A 15195-nucleotide genomic window follows, 5' to 3' on the forward strand; every position below is an offset into this window, starting at 1 on the left:
CGTGCTCAACAAGGCCGACGTACCCGAGGCCCGCGAGCTGGCCGAGATGGTCAGGCCCGACCTCGAGGCCCGCGGGCTGGAGGTCTTCATCGTCTCCGCCGTCGCCCGCACCGGCCTGCGCGAGCTCGGCTTCGCCATGGCCCGCCACGTGGCCGAGGCCCGCAAGGCGCTCGAGGTCGTCGAGGTCCCGCGGGTCGTGCTACGGCCCAAGGCCGTCGACGACAGCGGCTTCACGGTGACCCGCGAGAACACCCCCGACGGCGAGATCTTCCGCGTCGTCGGCGAGCGGCCCACGCGCTGGGTGCGCCAGACCGACTTCTCCAACGACGAGGCCGTGGGCTACCTCGCCGACCGGCTCAACCGGGCCGGCGTCGAGGAGGCGTTGTTCAAGGCCGGAGCCGTGGCCGGGGCCACCGTCGTCATCGGGGCCACCGACAACGCGGTCGTCTTCGACTGGGAGCCGACGATGTCCGCCGGGGCCGAGCTGCTGGCGGGCCCGCGCGGCACCGACCTGCGCCTCGAGGACGCCCACCGCCCCACGCGTGACCAGAAGCGTGAGGACTACGCCGCCCGCCGTGCCGCCAAGACGGCAGCGCGCGAGGAATTGGCCGCCGAGCGCCAGGCCGGTCACTGGGCGGACGCCGCCTCGGAGGACGACGACGATCTCTAGGCTGCGGCCATGAGCAGCGTGGGGAGGTCGTCGGTGCGCGACGCGCACCGGGTCGTGGTCAAGGTCGGCTCGAGCTCGCTGACCCGGGACGGCGGCAGCCTGGACGTGGAGCGGCTCAATACCCTGGTGGAGGTGCTGGCCACCAGGCGCGAGGCCGGCTCTTCGGTCGTTCTGGTCTCCTCCGGTGCCATCGCCGCGGGGATCACCCCGCTGGGGCTGGCGAAGCGCCCTCGTGACCTGGCGACCCAGCAGGCGGCGGCCAGTGTGGGGCAGGGAGCCCTCGTCGCGGCATACAGCCATGCCTTCGGCACGCACGGGCTGACCGTCGGGCAGGTCCTGTTGACCGCGGACGACGTGACCCGGCGCAGCCACTACGCCAACGCGCGGCGCACCCTGGACCGGCTCCTGGACCTGGGCGTGGTGCCGGTCGTCAACGAGAACGACACCGTGGCCACCCACGAGATCCGCTTCGGCGACAACGACCGGCTCGCGGCGCTCGTCGCGCACCTCGTGCACGCCGACGCGCTGGTCCTGCTCTCCGACGTCGACGCGCTGTATGACGGGCCGCCCAGCCGCGAGGGCACCTCGCGGATCCCCGTGGTGCGGGACGCCGACGACCTCAGCGACGTCCGGATCGGCGGGTCGGGGTCCGCCGTCGGCACCGGCGGCATGGCCACCAAGGTCGAGGCCGCGGCGATCGCCACGGGTGCGGGGATCCCCACCGTGCTGACCTCGACGGCTCAGGCGGCCGAGGCGCTGGCGGGGGAGGACGTCGGCACCTTCTTCGCGCCGACCGGGTCCCGGCGGGCCTCCCGGCTACTGTGGCTGGCCCATGCCACCTCACCGCGCGGCCGGCTGGTGCTCGACCCCGGTGCGGTGCGGGCGGTGGTGGAGCGGCGAAAGTCGTTGCTGCCGGCCGGGATCGTCTCGGTCGAGGGGACGTTCACCGACGGGGACCCGGTGGACCTGTGCCGCCTCGACGGGCACGCGGTGGCGCGAGGGCTGGTCAACTACGCCTCGGCCGAGCTGCCGGGGCTGCTGGGCCGCACCACCCACGAGCTGGCGCGTGAGCTCGGCCCGTCCTACGAGCGTGAGGTCGTCCACCGCGACGACCTGGTCCTGCTCTAGCCCCTGGCAGGGAATGCGCGTCGGCCCCGGTCAGGTCTGACCGGGGCCGAGGCGCGAGGCATGCGTCAGTAGAGGCGACGCCGGCGGCCGCCGATCGGCACGAAGTTCAGGATGAGGCCGACAACCAGCAGGATGATGCCGATGGTCAGCAGGACCTTCAGGCTGGCGACGAGCAGCCCGAGGATGATGAGGATGATGCCGAGCGCAATCACGAGAACTCCTTGGTTGGGGGACGTGACTGGGGGACCCTAGCCGCATCAGGGGGGCCCTGCGCCACTTGAGAGGCGATGTTTGTTTTCCCGCGAACTGGGCATGTGGGCGCGGCGAGCCGTGTGGCCCGAAACACAAGGACTGCCACGGCGTTTCCGCAGGCCAGGCCCGGTCAGCGACATCTCGCCCGGTGGGGCAGACTGCGCCCATGGACTCCGGCCCGACAACCAGGCCGTCACCGGCACCCGTCACCGTCGGGGCGGGGGACGTGCTCGCCGACCGCTACCGGCTCGAGCACCTGCTCGGTCGCGGGGGCATGGCCGAGGTGTTCGCCGGGCGGGACGAGGTCCTGCAGCGACCGGTCGCCGTCAAGGTCTTCCCCTGGGTGGATGACGAGCAACGCAGCCAGGAGCCCGCAGAGATCCGCATGCTGGCCGCGTTGAGCCACCCCGCCCTGGTGACGGTGCACGATGCCGGGCCGCCGGCCGAGGACGGCTCGCCGACCTTCCTCGTCATGGAGCTGGTGCCGGGCCCGACCCTCTCGCGCCAGCTGCGCGAGCAGGGACCGTTGAGCGAGCTGCAGGCGGCAGCCCTGGCGTGCCAGGTCGCCAGCGCCCTGGCCTACGTGCACGCCCAGGACCTGGTGCACCGCGACGTCAAGCCGGGCAACATCCTGCTCCGGGAGGCCGTGGCGGGGCCGGACCACGAGATCGTGGCCAAGCTCGCCGACTTCGGTATCGCGCGACTCGTCAGTGCGACCCGGCGCACCCTCACCGGCACCGCGCTGGGCACGGCGCCGTACCTGAGCCCCGAGCAGGTCCGCGGTGAGCCGATCGGGCCGGCCACGGACGTCTACGCGCTCGCCCTGGTGGTGCTGGAGAGCCTGACCGGGACGGTCGCCTACCCCGGCAGTGCGATCGAGTCGGCCGTCGCGCGGCTCCACCGGCCCCCGGATGTCCCTGAGGGCCTCGACCCCGTGCTGCACCGGTTGTTGCTGCGCATGACCGACACCGAGCCGTCCCGTCGGCCGAGCGCCGGGGAGGTCGCCGAGACGCTGTCGGCCCTGCTGGGCGGCGACGTCACAGCCGCGCAGCCGGTTCCTGCCACGCGACGGGCAGCTCGCCGGGCTGCGGGTCGCCGGGCGCGCGCCCGGGATGGCCTGGCCGCACGCTGGCGCCGACTGCAGGCGATGCCGCCGGCGGGCCGCAGGTCAGCGCTCGCCATGGCCGTCGTGGGGTCGCTGCTGGCCGGCGGCTTCCTGCTCCTCGGCTCGGGTGGCTCCAGCGCCACGCCTGCCGTGAGGCCACCGACCTACCCGTCGGTGCCCGGTCGCCTCGGCGTCGACCTGCACGACCTGCAGCAGGCGGTGAAGGGATGACCCCGGGTCGACTGACGGTCCCCGTTGCCCTGCTGTGCCTCACCCTCGGCGGCTGCGCCACCACGGGCACGGCCGACGACCACACGCTGGCGCTCGCGGGGCTGCAGCGGGACGTGCTGTCGGTGTCCCGGGCCGGGGCGGGCAGGGACCTGCCGGCAGCCACCGCCGCGCTGGCGACCCTGCGGTCCCATCTCGACGCCGCACGCCGGTCGGGCCGGGTGAGCCCGGCGGAGGTCGCCCGCATCCAGGCGGCGGCCGACCGCGTCTCTGCCGACCTTGCTGCCCTGGCGGCTCCGCCGGTCCGCCCGGTCGCGTCGCCCGCGCCGTCCCCCTCGCCGTCGCCCGCGCCCTCGCCGTCCCACTCGGTCACGCCGCGTTCCCAGCCCAGTGCTGCCCCGGCGCCGAGGCCGGCTGTCGCGCCCAGACCGAAGCGACACCACGGGGGACATCACGACAAGGGCGGTCACGGCGGTCGGCACCACGGCCACTAGGCGAGCGTGACATCCCCGACCCGCACTGCGAGGGTCCTGAAGGCCGGGGCGGCGGCGTCATCCTTCGCTCCTGGGGCTGTGTCCGCGGGACGAAACGACTGGCGGCGCGGGTGAGCACCCGGCATACGCTGCTGGCATGGCTTCGATCGACCCCGAGGTGACCGCTCACGTCGCCGAGCTCGGCGACCGCGCGCGGGTGGCTTCCCGCCGGCTGGCGCTGCTCTCGCGCGCTGCCAAGGACGCTGCGCTGCTGGCGATGGCCGACGCGCTGGAGGCGGCAGCGCCGCAGGTCGTCCAGGCCAACGCCGAGGATCTCGAGCGGGGGCGGGAGACCGGCCTGGCCGAGGGGCTGCTCGACCGGCTGCGGCTGGACGAGGGCCGGGTGCGTGCGGTCGCCGGGGCGCTGCGCGACATCGCCGGGCTGCCCGATCCGGTGGGGGAGGTCGTGCGCGGCTCGACGCTGCCCAACGGCCTGCAGATCCGCCAGGTGCGGGTGCCGATGGGGGTGGTCGGGATGATCTACGAGGCGCGGCCCAACGTCACCGTGGACGCCGCCGGGCTCGGCCTCAAGAGCGGCAACGCGGTCATCCTGCGCGGAGGGTCCGCCGCCTCATCCACCAACCGTGCGCTGGTCGCCGTCCTTCGCCAAACCCTTGATTCCCAAGGCATCCCGGCTGACGCGGTGCAGCTGCTCGAGGGCGGCCGCGACGCGGTCCGGGCGCTGATGACCGCGCGCGGCCGGGTCGACGTGCTCATCCCGCGCGGCGGCGCCGACCTCATCCAGACCGTCGTGCGCGAGTCCACCGTGCCGGTCATCGAGACCGGCGTGGGCAACTGCCACGTCTACGTCGACGCCGCGGCCGACCTCGACAAGGCCCTGGCGATCACGCTCAACTCCAAGGTCCACCGGCCCAGCGTCTGCAACGCCGCCGAGTCCCTGCTGGTGCACCGCGACGTGGCGGCCGACTTCCTGCCCAAGGCGCTGGCCGACCTCGGCAGCGCCGGCGTGCGGATCCACGGCGACGAGCAGGTGCGGCCGTTCGCGGACGCCGCGGGCACGGCATACGAGCCGGCGACCGAGGAGGACTGGGGCCGGGAGTACCTCTCCCTCGACCTCAGCGCCCGCGTCGTGGACAGCCTCGACGACGCGCTGGAGCACGTGCGCCGCTACGGCACCGGGCACACCGAGGCGATCGTCACCGAGGACCGCGCCGCGGCCCGGCGCTGGGTGGCCGAGGTCGACGCGGCGGCGGTGATGGTCAACGCCTCCACGCGGTTCACCGACGGTGGCGAGTTCGGCTTCGGCGCCGAGATCGGCATCTCCACCCAGAAGCTGCACGCGCGCGGCCCGATGGCCCTGCCTGAGCTCACGACGACCAAGTGGGTCGTCGAGGGGGACGGCCAAGTTCGTCCCTGAGCCGGCGACTGGCAGGATTGCCGCTCGTGGAAGGCACCGAGGTTCGCAAGCTGGCCGCGCTCGAGGACACCCACTGGTGGTATCGCGAGCGGCGGCACCTGCTCGCGGCTGCCCTCACGGGGGTCCAGCCCGGGCGCGCCCTGGACGTGGGTGCCGCCGGTGGGGGCAACACCCGGGTGCTGCGCGAGCTCGGCTGGGACGCGGCGGCGCTGGAGTACGGCCCCGAGGGGGCGCAGGTCGCCGCCGAGCGGGGCATCCCGGTGATGCGCGCCGACGCCACGCTGCTGCCGGTGCAGACCGGGGCGATGGACCTGGTCGTGGCCTTCGACGTGCTCGAGCACCTCGTCGACGATGACGCCTGTGCGCGCGAGATCCACCGCGTGCTGCGCCCGGGCGGGACGTTCCTCGTCGCCGTGCCGTGCGACCCGCGGCTGTGGTCCTCGCACGACGAGGCCGTCGGGCACGTGCGCCGCTACACCCGACCGACCCTGCAGGACCTGCTGCAGCGCAACGGGTTCCAGGTTGAGTCGATGACCTCCTGGAACGTCCTGCTGCGCCCTGTCGTGGCGCTGCGGCGCAAGGCCTCCAACGGCAGCGACCTCGACGACCTGCACCCGCTGGTCAACGCCGGCCTGCGCACGGTCATCACGGCCGAGCGCTACCTGCCGGTCAAGAAGCTGCCCGGCGTCAGCTTGCTCGTGACTGCTCGGCGGCCGTAGCCACGCGGGTCACGGGGGTGTCGGTGTCCGCGCCCTTGTCCTCGGCGGCCGAGTCGTAGGCGACGAAGTAGGACGGGCGGCCCTGCATCATGGTGTACATCCGGCCGACGTACTCCCCGAGGATGCCGACGCACAGCAGCTGGATCGCGCCGACCGAGGCCACCGCGACGACGGTCGAGGTCCAGCCGGCGACGGTCTCGTTGCGCAGCTGGGCGACGAGGGCGTAGATGAGCAGCAGGATCGCGGCGATGCCGCCGCCGATGCCGCACCACGTGGCCAGGCGCAGGGGAGCCGTGGAGAAGCCGGTGATGCTGTCCACGGAGAGCTTGATCATCCGGGCCAGGGGGTACTTCGAGCGCCCGGCGGCCCGCACCTCGCGGCGGTAGCCGACCGACGCCGAGGGGAAGCCCAGCGCCGGCACCACGAACCGGAGCACCCGGTGGTGCTCGGGCAGGGCGTTGACCGCCTGGACCGTCGCCCGCGACATGAGCCGGTAGTCGCCGGCGTCGACCTGCGCCGAGGTCTGGCCGAGGCTGCGCAGCAGGCGGTAGAACGCCCGCGCGCTGCCGCGCTTGAACGCCGAGTCGGAGGAACGGTCCGAGCGCACCCCGTAGACCACGTCGACCCCCTCGCGCCGGGCCACCTCGAGCATCTGCGCGAGCACCTCCGGCGGGTCCTGCAGGTCGGCGTCGAGGGTCGCGACGTAGTCGCCGACGGCGTGGGCGAGGCCGGCCGAGATGGCGGCCTGGTGACCGGCGTTGGCCCGCAGCCGCAGCACGCGCAGCTGCGGCCACTCCTTGCGGTAGCGCTGCAGCAGCACCGGCGTGGCGTCCTTGCTGCCGTCGTCGACCGCTACGACCTCGTAGGACGCGCCGGTCCCGTCGAGGGCGGGGCGCAGCCGCTCGACGAGCAGCGGCAGGACCTCCGCCTCGTCGTACATCGGGACGACCACGGACAGCTCGACGGACATGTGGGAAGCCTAACCGCCGCCTGTTTGCGCTGGCTCCGGCCGCGCCGACGCGACGATCGTCGCGGGGGTTTGTGCACGAAAACCGCCCGAAACGGCCGCGACGATCGCCGCGTCGTCAGACGGTCAGCACCTGCGGGCGCGGCCGCCGTCGGAGCACGGTCCGCAGCAGGGTGCACAACCGCTCGGGGTCCTCCAGGTCGCGCCAGGTGACCCGCACCACCGTCCAGCCCGCGGCCACGAGCCGGTTGTAGCGGGCGCAGTCGTTGGTGAACGCCGCCACGGGCGCGTGGAAGGCGTAGCCCTCCGCCTCCACGACGACCCGGCGTGCCGGGAAGGCGAAGTCGGTCCGGTGCCGCACTCCGCCGGCTTCGATGAGGTGCTGCTCGACCCAACCGGTCACCCGGCCCTCGATCATCGCCGCACGGACCAGGGTCTCCATCGCCGAGCCTGACTGCGCGCTCGCCCATTGAGCCACCCGCCGGGCCATACGGGCGCCGCGGCCGGTCAGCTGGTCTGCTGCACGCCGCAGCTCCTCGCTGGTGATCCGGCGGTCCCGCAGAGCCGAGTCGGCGACCACGAGTGCCTCCGCGAAGGGCATCGTCCGGGCGCAGTCGAGCACCGTCTCGAGGACGTCCGTCACGCCGGCGCGCAGGTCCAGCCGGTCGCTGGTGCGGTGCAACACGACGTCCTTGTCGCGCTGATTGCGGCCGCGCGGCACGGTCAGGTGGACAGCCCCGGGCCGCGTGATGAGGTCGAGCCCGTGGTGCTCCGCCGCGCTCTGGTGAGACAGGACGGCACGCCGCGCCTTGGCCAACGCCAGTGTCGGGCGGACGCGTGGCAACGCGTACCACCCCGGCGCCGGTGACTCCAGCAGCCCGGCGGCGAGCGCCTGCTTGAGCTGCGCCGCGCCCACCTGGGCCAGGACGTCGCGGGCCGGCAGGCAGGTGGCTCGGTGGAGCGACTCCCACAGGTCCGACGGGAACATCGTTCGATCATGCCGAGGAGGAGCGGGCCGCCCCCGGTTGTCCCCAGCCGCGCGACGCGACGATCGTCGCGGGGGTTTGTGCGCGAAAACGGCCCGAAACGGCCGCGACGATCGTCGGGTGGTCGCCGCGGGTGCCCGCGTCCCACCTGCACGGACGCCCCGCTAGGCTGTGCCCATGTCGTTCTCGCCCCTGCTGACCCACCTGGCCGCCGCTGAGGAGCACACCCGCGAGCTGCCGATCCCGACCTGGGCCTACGGCGCCCTGGCCGCTTTCGGTTTCGCCGCCCTCCTCGGGGTGCTGTGGAGCTTCCGCAACACCGCGGCCAAGACCGGTCAGCACACCCACGGGGACCACCACTGACCACCCGCCTGGGTGTGATGGGCGGGACCTTCGACCCCATCCATCACGGTCACCTGGTCGCCGCGAGCGAGGTCCAGGCCCTGTTCGACCTCGATGAGGTCGTCTTCGTCCCCACCGGCCAGCCCTGGCAGAAGGACGCAGGTCAGGTCTCCCCGGCCGAGCACCGCTACCTCATGACGGTGATCGCCACGGCGTCCAACCCCCGCTTCACCGTCAGCCGGGTCGACGTCGACCGGCCCGGCCCGACCTACACGATCGACACCCTCCGCGACCTCGCCGCGCAGCGGCCCGACGCGGAGCTGTTCTTCATCACCGGCGCCGACGCCCTGGCACAGATCCTGTCGTGGAAGGACGCCGACGAGCTGTTCGAGCTCGCCCACTTCATCGGGGTCACCCGTCCCGGCCATGAGCTGACGGACAACGGGCTGCCCCGCGACCGGGTCACCCTCCAGGAGGTCCCGGCCATGGCGATCAGCTCCACCGACTGCCGTGCCCGCGTCGAACGCGGCGAGCCGGTCTGGTACCTCGTGCCCGACGGCATCACGCAGTACATCCACAAGCACCACCTGTACGCCCAACCGTAGGAGGACCCGCGTGGCAGCCACGCAGCACGCCATCGACCTGGCCAAGGCCGCCGCCACCGCCGCCGAGGACAAGCTCGCCAGCAAGGTGCTGGCCATCGACGTCAGCGACCAGCTCGCACTGACCGACGTGTTCGTCATCGCCTCGGCCGCCAACGAGCGGCAGGTCAACGCCATCGTCGACAGCGTCGAGGAGAAGCTCCACACGCTCAAGGCCAAGCCGGTCCGCCGGGAGGGGGAGCGCGACGGCCGGTGGGTGCTCATCGACTTCGGCGACATCGTCGTGCACGTCCAGCACGAGGACGAGCGCGAGTTCTATGCCCTCGAGCGCCTCTGGAAGGACTGCCCGGCGATCGACCTCGGCGCCTGAGTCATGGCCCGTCGCCGTCTGATCGTCTGGCGCCACGGCCAGACCGACCACAACGCCAGCGGCATCTGGCAGGGCCAGCTCGACACGCACCTGTCCGAGGTCGGCCGGGATCAGGCGCGGACCGCGGCCGCCGCGCTCGCGGCATACCAACCTGACGTCATCGTCGCCAGCGACCTGCAGCGCGCCGCGGAGACCGGCCGCACGCTGGCCGAGCTGGTCGGCCTGCCCATCCGGTATGACGAGCGGTTGCGGGAGATCCATGCCGGTGAGTGGCAGGGGATGACCGCGGGCGACGTGGCGGAGCAGTACCCCGAGGAGCAGGCGGCGCTGGCCGCGGGGGAGGACCTGCCGCGGGGTATCCACGGCGAGACCGTCTCGCAGGTGGCGGCGCGGGCGCGGGCCGCCGTCGATGACCTGCTGCCCACCCTGGGGGAGGGGCAGTGCGCCGTCATCGCGACGCACGGCGTCTCCGGCCGGGCCCTGGTGGCCTCGATGGTCGGGCTGGACCAGCACGCCGCGTGGATGTCCATCGCGGGGCTGCACAACTGTCACTGGGCCGACCTGCAGGAGTACGACCGGGGCTGGCGGGTCGTGGCGTGGAACGCCGGAGCCGGCACCGGTTCGGCGCGCTGACCACCCGATTTGGTGAAAACCGGGGGTGGCCGGATAAAGTACTGCTCGTTCCCGCGAGGGAAACCCACGAGAGATCGTGCGGGGCTGTGGCGCAGCTGGTAGCGCACCTCCATGGCATGGAGGGGGTCAGGGGTTCGAGTCCCCTCAGCTCCACCCGATGACGAAGGCCGGCTCCTGAGAGGGGCCGGCCTTCGGTCGTGTGTCGGGGGGACTCGTCCCGGCCGGTGGTGCGTCGTCGGTCACGATGCGCGGCCGGCGGCGCGGAGGTCATGGCACGCTGCCGCCGTGGTCCCCGCCCTCGCCGTCGCGCTCGCCGCCACCGCCCTGCTGGACTGGCACGCCGTATGCCGTGACCACCGTCGCGTGGAGACGGTCGCCAAGCCGCTAGTCATGGTGCTGCTCGCGGCGCTGGCGCTGGCCCTGGGCGCGGGTGGCACCGGGACGGGGCGCTGGCTGCTCGCGGCGATCGCGCTCGGCTGCATCGGCGACGTCGCACTCCTGCGCGACAACGAGGCCCGCTTCCTGGGCGGCCTGGCCGCGTTCCTGCTCGGCCACCTCGCCTACGTCGCCGCCTTCGCCTCCCTGGGCCTCGACCCGCGCTGGGCCCTGGCCGGCGCGGCCGTGGTCCTGCTCGACCTGGCCACCGCCGGCCGGCGCATCCTGGTCTCCGTCGCGCGACAGGACCGCACGCTGGGAGGTGCCGTCGCGGCATACATGCTCGTCATCGCGGCGATGACGGTGACCGCGTGGGGGACCGGTCGCCCGCTGGTCGCGCTCGGGGCGGTGGTGTTCGTCGTGTCCGACACGGTGCTGGCCCTGGACCGGTTCGTGCGGCCGCGGCCGGGCAGCCGGGTGCTGGTGATGGTGACCTACCACGTCGGGCAGCTGCTCATGGTGCTCGGGGTGCTGCGGTGAGTCGGACCTGAGCCGGACGCTCAGCCGCGGCTGGCGACGTGCAGGAGGCCCCTGCTGTCCGCGGTCAGCGTCGCCACGTGGAAGAAGCGCTGGGCCTGGCCGCAGGTCCGGGTGGTCGTGCAGGCGGGGTAGGACTGGTAGCTGCTCCACGGGGCGTTCCAGGCGGCGTAGCCGAGGCGCAGGTGGCCGGCGAGGTCGACGAAGCCCGTCGGGCCGCCGGGGCCGTTGATGCCGAGGCCGGAGGCGAGAAGGGGGGTCGTCGTGGGCCGGGTGCACGGACCCAGGGCCGAGGCGCAGATCGCGTAGCCGGTGGCGTAGGCGGGGCTGGACCAGTTGTTGGCCGAGTAGAACAGGTACAGCCGCCCGGCGTACCCCACCAGGGAGGGGCCCTCGATGAGGTTGCCCTCCCACTTCTGCGCGGTGGTGAGCAGGTTGTGCGGCAGGGACCCGGGGGCGAACGCCGTGCCACCCGGAGCGAGCTGTCGGGACCAGATGCGCGTGGGGCAGCAGCCGGGGACGCCCTCGTTCTTCCACACCAGGAACGGGGTGCCGTGGGCGTCGAGATAGAGGGCCGGGTCGATCGAGCCTCGGGGGTCGCTGGAGCACACCAGCGGGGCTCGCGTGGTGTCGGTGAAGGGCCCCAACGGCGAGGCCGCCGTGGCAATCGAGATGCACTGCTTGTACGGCGAGAGGCTCCGCGGGGCGACGTACGCCATGACGTAGTGGCCGCCGGTCCAGCGCACCGTCGGGGCCCAGGCGTTCGTGTTCCACTTGCCGGGCCCGCTCCGGGCGGCCCACGGGGCGACGCGGGGCAGGGCGTCGTTGAACCACGGGTCGGTGCTGATCGAGGCCCCCGGGTTGTATGCCGGTCGGGCCACCCAGGTGCGCAGGTCTGTGGAGGTCATCACCGGGACGTAGGCGCCGCCGGTGTTGGTCGCGTAGGCGTAGAAGGTGTGCCCGAAGCGCACCACGTCCGGATCCGGGAAGTTGCCACGGTAGACCGCGCCGGCCTTGAACCACGGCACGTCGATCTGCGCCTGCGCAGTCGCGGCCGGTCCGGCCAGCACGGCCGAGGCCACCGTCAGCACCAGGGCCACCAGCACCCAGACCCGTCGTCGCTGACCCATTCCCCTGCCTCCCTGCCGACCGTGGACCTCGACGGTAGGGTGCGGCTCCCGGCTGCGCCGGGCACTTTGCCAGACCCTGAACCGCGCGGCTGCCGCCCCATGGCCTGCGCTAACCTTGGGCCATGGCCGGCGTGCTGCTTCTTAGCCAGCCGCGTTGAACGGATCGGACGTCAACGCGGCAACCCCTCCTGTGTGAGGGGTTTTCTTGTGTCGCGGGTCCGACGCGGGGGATGAGCACGCACGCAACCACGAGACGCGAGGACACGACGATGAACGACACGCCGTACCGCTACACCGCCGAGCTGGCCGAGAAGATCGAGCTGGCCTGGCAGGACCGGTGGGAGAGCGAGGGCACCTTCCACGCGCCCAACCCCGCGGGCCCGTGGGCCGACCCCGAGGGCGTGGCGGGTCGCGAGAAGCTCCTGGTGCTCGACATGTTCCCGTACCCCTCGGGCGCCGGCCTGCACATCGGCCACCCGCTGGGCTACATCGCGACCGACGTCTTCGCCCGCTACCACCGGATGACCGGCAAGAACGTCCTGCACTGCCTGGGCTACGACGCGTTCGGCCTGCCCGCCGAGCAGTTCGCTGTGCAGACCGGGCAGCACCCGCGCAAGACGACCGAGGAGAACATGGTCGTCATGAAGCGCCAGCTGCGGCGGCTGGGGCTGGCCCACGACGACCGGCGCGCGATCGCGACGATCGACCCCGACTACTACAAGTGGACCCAGTGGATCTTCCTGCAGATCTGGGACTCCTGGTACGACGTCGACGCGGTCCGCGAGGACGGTGGCCGGGGCAAGGCACGCCCGATCCGCGAGCTGGTGCAGGAGCTGGAGAGCGGCCGCCGCGCCACGCCGGACGGGCGTGACTGGTCGGCCCTGACCGAGCCGGAGCGGGCCGAGGTCCTCGACGGCTTCCGGCTGGCCTACTCCTCCCAGGCGCCGGTGAACTGGGCCCCCGGCCTGGGCACGGTGCTGTCCAACGAGGAGGTCACCAACGACGGCCGGTCCGAGCGCGGCAACTTCCCGGTCTTCAAGACCAACCTGCGCCAGTGGATGATGCGGATCACCGCGTATGCCGACCGGCTGGCCGACGACCTGGACCGGGTCGACTGGCCCGAGAAGGTCAAGCTGATGCAGCGCAACTGGATCGGGCGCAGCCAGGGTGCCCGAGTGCGCTTCCCCGTGGTCGGTCACGACGCCACGATCGAGGTGTTCACGACCCGGCCGGACACGCTGTTCGGCGCGACCTTCATGGTGCTGGCGCCCGAGCACCCGCTGCTGGAAACCCTTGTCCCGCAAGGCGACTGGCCTTCCGGCACCAACCCGGCGTGGACGGGCGGCGAGGCGAGCCCCGCCGCTGCGGTCGCGGCATACCAGCGGACTGCCTCGCGCAAGTCCGAGGTTGAGCGCCAGACCGAGGGCAAGGACAAGACCGGCGTCTTCACCGGCGCCTGGGCGACGAACCCGGTCACCGGCCAGCCCGTCCCGGTCTTCGTCGCCGACTACGTGCTGATGGGCTACGGCACCGGCGCGATCATGGCGGTGCCGGGGCAGGACCAGCGCGACTGGGACTACGCGACGGCGTTCGACCTGCCGATCGTGCGCACCGTCCAGCCCGCCGAGGGCCACGACGAGACCACCGCCTTCACCGGCGAGGGCCCGGCGATCAACTCCGCCAACGACGAGGTCTCCCTCAACGGGATGGGCGTGGCCGAGGCCAAGGCCACCATCATCGAGTGGCTGGTCGCCAAGGGCCTGGGCGAGGGCACGGTCAACTACAAGCTGCGCGACTGGCTGTTCAGCCGGCAGCGCTACTGGGGTGAGCCGTTCCCGATCCTGTTCGACGAGGACGGGGTCGCCCACGCCGTGCCCGAGTCGATGCTGCCGGTCGAGCTGCCCGACGTGCCGGACTACTCGCCCAAGACGTTCGACCCCGACGACGACTCCTCCAGCCCGGAGGCGCCGCTGTCGCGCGCGACCGAGTGGGTCAACGTGGAGCTGGACCTGGGTGACGGCCGTGGCGTGCGCCGCTACCGCCGCGAGACCAACACCATGCCCAACTGGGCCGGTTCGTGCTGGTACTACCTGCGCTACCTGGACCCGGCCAACGACGACGCGCTGGTCGACCCCGAGAACGAGCGCTACTGGATGGGCAAGCACCCGTCCCCGGTCGAGGGTGCCCCGGCGGGGGTCACCGACCCCGGTGGGGTCGACCTCTACATCGGCGGCGTCGAGCACGCGGTGCTGCACCTGCTCTACGCCCGCTTCTGGCACAAGGTGCTGTTCGACCTGGGCCACGTCACCAGCGAGGAGCCGTTCCGGAAGTACTTCTCCCAGGGCTACATCCAGGCGTTCGCCTACCGTGACGGCCGCGGCCAGCCGGTCCCGGCGGCGGAGGTCGAGGAGGTCGAGGGCAGCGACCCGCACCACCCGCAGTTCACTTGGCAGGGCCAGCCGGTCACGCGTGAGTACGGCAAGATCGGCAAGTCGCTCAAGAACGTTGTGAGCCCGGACGAGATGTACGACGCGTACGGCGCCGACACCCTGCGCGTCTACGAGATGTCGATGGGGCCGCTGGAGCTCTCGAAGCCCTGGGAGACGCGGGCCGTCGTCGGCGCCCAGCGGTTCCTGCAGCGCCTGTGGCGCAACGTCATCGACGAGGAGACCGGCGAGGTCCGGGTCGTCGACGCGCCGGTCGACGCCGACACGCTGCGGGTGATGCACAAGACGATCGACGCGGTCTCGAAGGACTACCCGGCGCTGGGCTTCAACACCGCGATCGCGCGGCTGATCGAGCTCAACAACGCGCTGACCAAGCTCGACGCGGTGCCGCGGGAGGCGGCAGAGACCATCGTCAAGATGGTCTCGCCGATCGCCCCGCACATCGCCGAGGAGCTGTGGCGCCGGCTGGGGCACGACGAGACCGTCACCTTCGAGCCGTTCCCCGTCGCCGACCCGGCGCTGCTCGTCGACGACACTGTCACCTGCGTCGTGCAGGTGCAGGGCAAGGTGCGCGACCGCCTGGAGGTGGCGGCCGACATCAGTGCCGCCGACCTGGAGGCCGCGGCCCTCGCCAGCGAGCGGGTCCAGGCCTCGATCGCGGGCAAGACGGTGCGCAAGGTGATCGTCCGCGCCCCGCAGCTGGTCAACATCGTCGCGGGCTGAGGCTGAGGCCGGCACCACGAGGTCGACGAAACCCACACCACCGCGCGTCGGTGGTGTGGGTTTCGTCGAC

General features: G+C 72.6%; 16 protein-coding genes and 1 tRNA gene. 13 read left to right on the forward strand and 4 right to left on the reverse strand.

Annotated features, from left to right (window positions below):
• Positions 1–670: Obg family GTPase CgtA (cgtA, locus tag ACXVGS_RS16665; RefSeq protein ID WP_458537203.1), on the forward strand; the 670-nt coding region annotated here is incomplete at its 5' end.
• A gap of 9 nt (positions 671–679) precedes the next feature.
• Positions 680–1798 (forward strand): glutamate 5-kinase, encoded by a 1119-nt coding sequence (gene proB / locus ACXVGS_RS16670; RefSeq protein ID WP_458535776.1) that lies wholly within the window; start codon positions 680–682, stop codon positions 1796–1798.
• Positions 1799–1863: 65 nt separating this feature from the next.
• On the opposite strand, the gene ACXVGS_RS16675 is transcribed toward proB, so the two are convergent.
• Entirely contained in the window at positions 1864–2010 is a 147-nt protein-coding gene (locus ACXVGS_RS16675; protein ID WP_185746143.1) for a hypothetical protein, read from the reverse strand.
• A gap of 206 nt (positions 2011–2216) precedes the next feature.
• Here ACXVGS_RS16675 and ACXVGS_RS16680 point away from each other — a divergent pair, with 206 nt between their 5' ends.
• The 4 genes from ACXVGS_RS16680 (at position 2217) to ACXVGS_RS16695 (ending at position 6013) form a co-directional block, all read left to right on the forward strand.
• Positions 2217–3386, forward strand: coding sequence for a serine/threonine-protein kinase (locus ACXVGS_RS16680; RefSeq protein WP_458537204.1), 1170 nt, complete (start codon positions 2217–2219; stop codon positions 3384–3386).
• On the forward strand, positions 3383–3877 hold the full coding sequence (locus tag ACXVGS_RS16685) for a hypothetical protein (protein WP_458537205.1): 495 nt from the start codon (positions 3383–3385) through the stop codon (positions 3875–3877). Before ACXVGS_RS16680 ends, ACXVGS_RS16685 begins: the two co-directional genes overlap by 4 nt.
• 136 nt (positions 3878–4013) lie before the next feature.
• Positions 4014–5294 (forward strand): glutamate-5-semialdehyde dehydrogenase, encoded by a 1281-nt coding sequence (locus ACXVGS_RS16690; RefSeq protein WP_458529888.1) that lies wholly within the window; start codon positions 4014–4016, stop codon positions 5292–5294.
• Between the two features lie 26 nt (positions 5295–5320).
• On the forward strand, positions 5321–6013 hold the full coding sequence (locus tag ACXVGS_RS16695; RefSeq protein ID WP_141788848.1) for a class I SAM-dependent methyltransferase: 693 nt from the start codon (positions 5321–5323) through the stop codon (positions 6011–6013).
• Here ACXVGS_RS16695 and ACXVGS_RS16700 read toward each other — a convergent pair.
• Together ACXVGS_RS16700 and ACXVGS_RS16705 are read right to left on the reverse strand one after the other, a co-directional pair.
• Positions 5982–6983 (reverse strand): glycosyltransferase family 2 protein, encoded by a 1002-nt coding sequence (locus tag ACXVGS_RS16700; RefSeq protein ID WP_458529887.1) that lies wholly within the window; start codon positions 6981–6983, stop codon positions 5982–5984. The two genes, ACXVGS_RS16695 and ACXVGS_RS16700, sit on opposite strands and share 32 nt — an antisense overlap.
• Positions 6984–7098: 115 nt before the next feature.
• Positions 7099–7968 (reverse strand): hypothetical protein, encoded by an 870-nt coding sequence (locus tag ACXVGS_RS16705; RefSeq protein ID WP_458529886.1) that lies wholly within the window; start codon positions 7966–7968, stop codon positions 7099–7101.
• Positions 7969–8143: 175 nt separating this feature from the next.
• Here ACXVGS_RS16705 and ACXVGS_RS16710 point away from each other — a divergent pair, with 175 nt between their 5' ends.
• From ACXVGS_RS16710 to ACXVGS_RS16735, 6 genes are all read left to right on the forward strand, one after another.
• Positions 8144–8329: a hypothetical protein gene (locus ACXVGS_RS16710; RefSeq protein ID WP_141788845.1), complete on the forward strand. Its 186-nt coding sequence runs from the start codon at positions 8144–8146 to the stop codon at positions 8327–8329.
• A 14-nt stretch (positions 8330–8343) separates the two neighbouring features.
• Complete coding sequence (nadD, locus tag ACXVGS_RS16715) at positions 8344–8913, forward strand: nicotinate-nucleotide adenylyltransferase (protein WP_458529885.1); 570 nt, start codon at positions 8344–8346, stop codon at positions 8911–8913.
• A 10-nt stretch (positions 8914–8923) separates the two neighbouring features.
• Positions 8924–9280, forward strand: coding sequence for a ribosome silencing factor (gene rsfS / locus ACXVGS_RS16720; RefSeq protein ID WP_141788843.1), 357 nt, complete (start codon positions 8924–8926; stop codon positions 9278–9280).
• 3 nt (positions 9281–9283) lie between these two features.
• On the forward strand, positions 9284–9913 hold the full coding sequence (locus ACXVGS_RS16725) for a histidine phosphatase family protein (protein WP_458529884.1): 630 nt from the start codon (positions 9284–9286) through the stop codon (positions 9911–9913).
• An 80-nt stretch (positions 9914–9993) separates the two neighbouring features.
• Positions 9994–10066: transfer RNA gene (locus ACXVGS_RS16730), tRNA-Ala, on the forward strand.
• 132 nt (positions 10067–10198) lie between these two features.
• Positions 10199–10828, forward strand: coding sequence for a lysoplasmalogenase (locus ACXVGS_RS16735; protein ID WP_458529883.1), 630 nt, complete (start codon positions 10199–10201; stop codon positions 10826–10828).
• Positions 10829–10848: 20 nt separating this feature from the next.
• Here ACXVGS_RS16735 and ACXVGS_RS16740 read toward each other — a convergent pair whose 3' ends face one another.
• Entirely contained in the window at positions 10849–11955 is a 1107-nt protein-coding gene (locus tag ACXVGS_RS16740) for a glycoside hydrolase family 43 protein (RefSeq protein WP_458533804.1), read from the reverse strand.
• A gap of 269 nt (positions 11956–12224) precedes the next feature.
• Here ACXVGS_RS16740 and leuS point away from each other — a divergent pair, with 269 nt between their 5' ends.
• Entirely contained in the window at positions 12225–15125 is a 2901-nt protein-coding gene (gene leuS, locus ACXVGS_RS16745; protein ID WP_458532758.1) for a leucine--tRNA ligase, read from the forward strand.
• Positions 15126–15195: the final 70 nt, after the last annotated feature.

This window comes from Oryzihumus sp., assembly GCF_054325275.1.

Excerpts from the sequence above, each read along its gene's own strand:
- ACXVGS_RS16725 (WP_458529884.1), top strand. The coding sequence starts at position 9,284 with ATGGCCCGTCGCCGTCTGATCGTCTGGCGCCACGGCCAGACCGACCAC.
- ACXVGS_RS16710 (WP_141788845.1), top strand. The coding sequence starts at position 8,144 with ATGTCGTTCTCGCCCCTGCTGACCCACCTGGCCGCCGCTGAGGAGCAC.
- ACXVGS_RS16680 (WP_458537204.1), top strand. The coding sequence starts at position 2,217 with ATGGACTCCGGCCCGACAACCAGGCCGTCACCGGCACCCGTCACCGTC.
- ACXVGS_RS16705 (WP_458529886.1), bottom strand. The coding sequence starts at position 7,968 with ATGTTCCCGTCGGACCTGTGGGAGTCGCTCCACCGAGCCACCTGCCTG.
- ACXVGS_RS16740 (WP_458533804.1), bottom strand. The coding sequence starts at position 11,955 with ATGGGTCAGCGACGACGGGTCTGGGTGCTGGTGGCCCTGGTGCTGACG.
- ACXVGS_RS16690 (WP_458529888.1), top strand. The coding sequence starts at position 4,014 with ATGGCTTCGATCGACCCCGAGGTGACCGCTCACGTCGCCGAGCTCGGC.
- leuS (WP_458532758.1), top strand. The coding sequence starts at position 12,225 with ATGAACGACACGCCGTACCGCTACACCGCCGAGCTGGCCGAGAAGATC.
- ACXVGS_RS16685 (WP_458537205.1), top strand. The coding sequence starts at position 3,383 with ATGACCCCGGGTCGACTGACGGTCCCCGTTGCCCTGCTGTGCCTCACC.
- proB (WP_458535776.1), top strand. The coding sequence starts at position 680 with ATGAGCAGCGTGGGGAGGTCGTCGGTGCGCGACGCGCACCGGGTCGTG.
- ACXVGS_RS16700 (WP_458529887.1), bottom strand. The coding sequence starts at position 6,983 with ATGTCCGTCGAGCTGTCCGTGGTCGTCCCGATGTACGACGAGGCGGAG.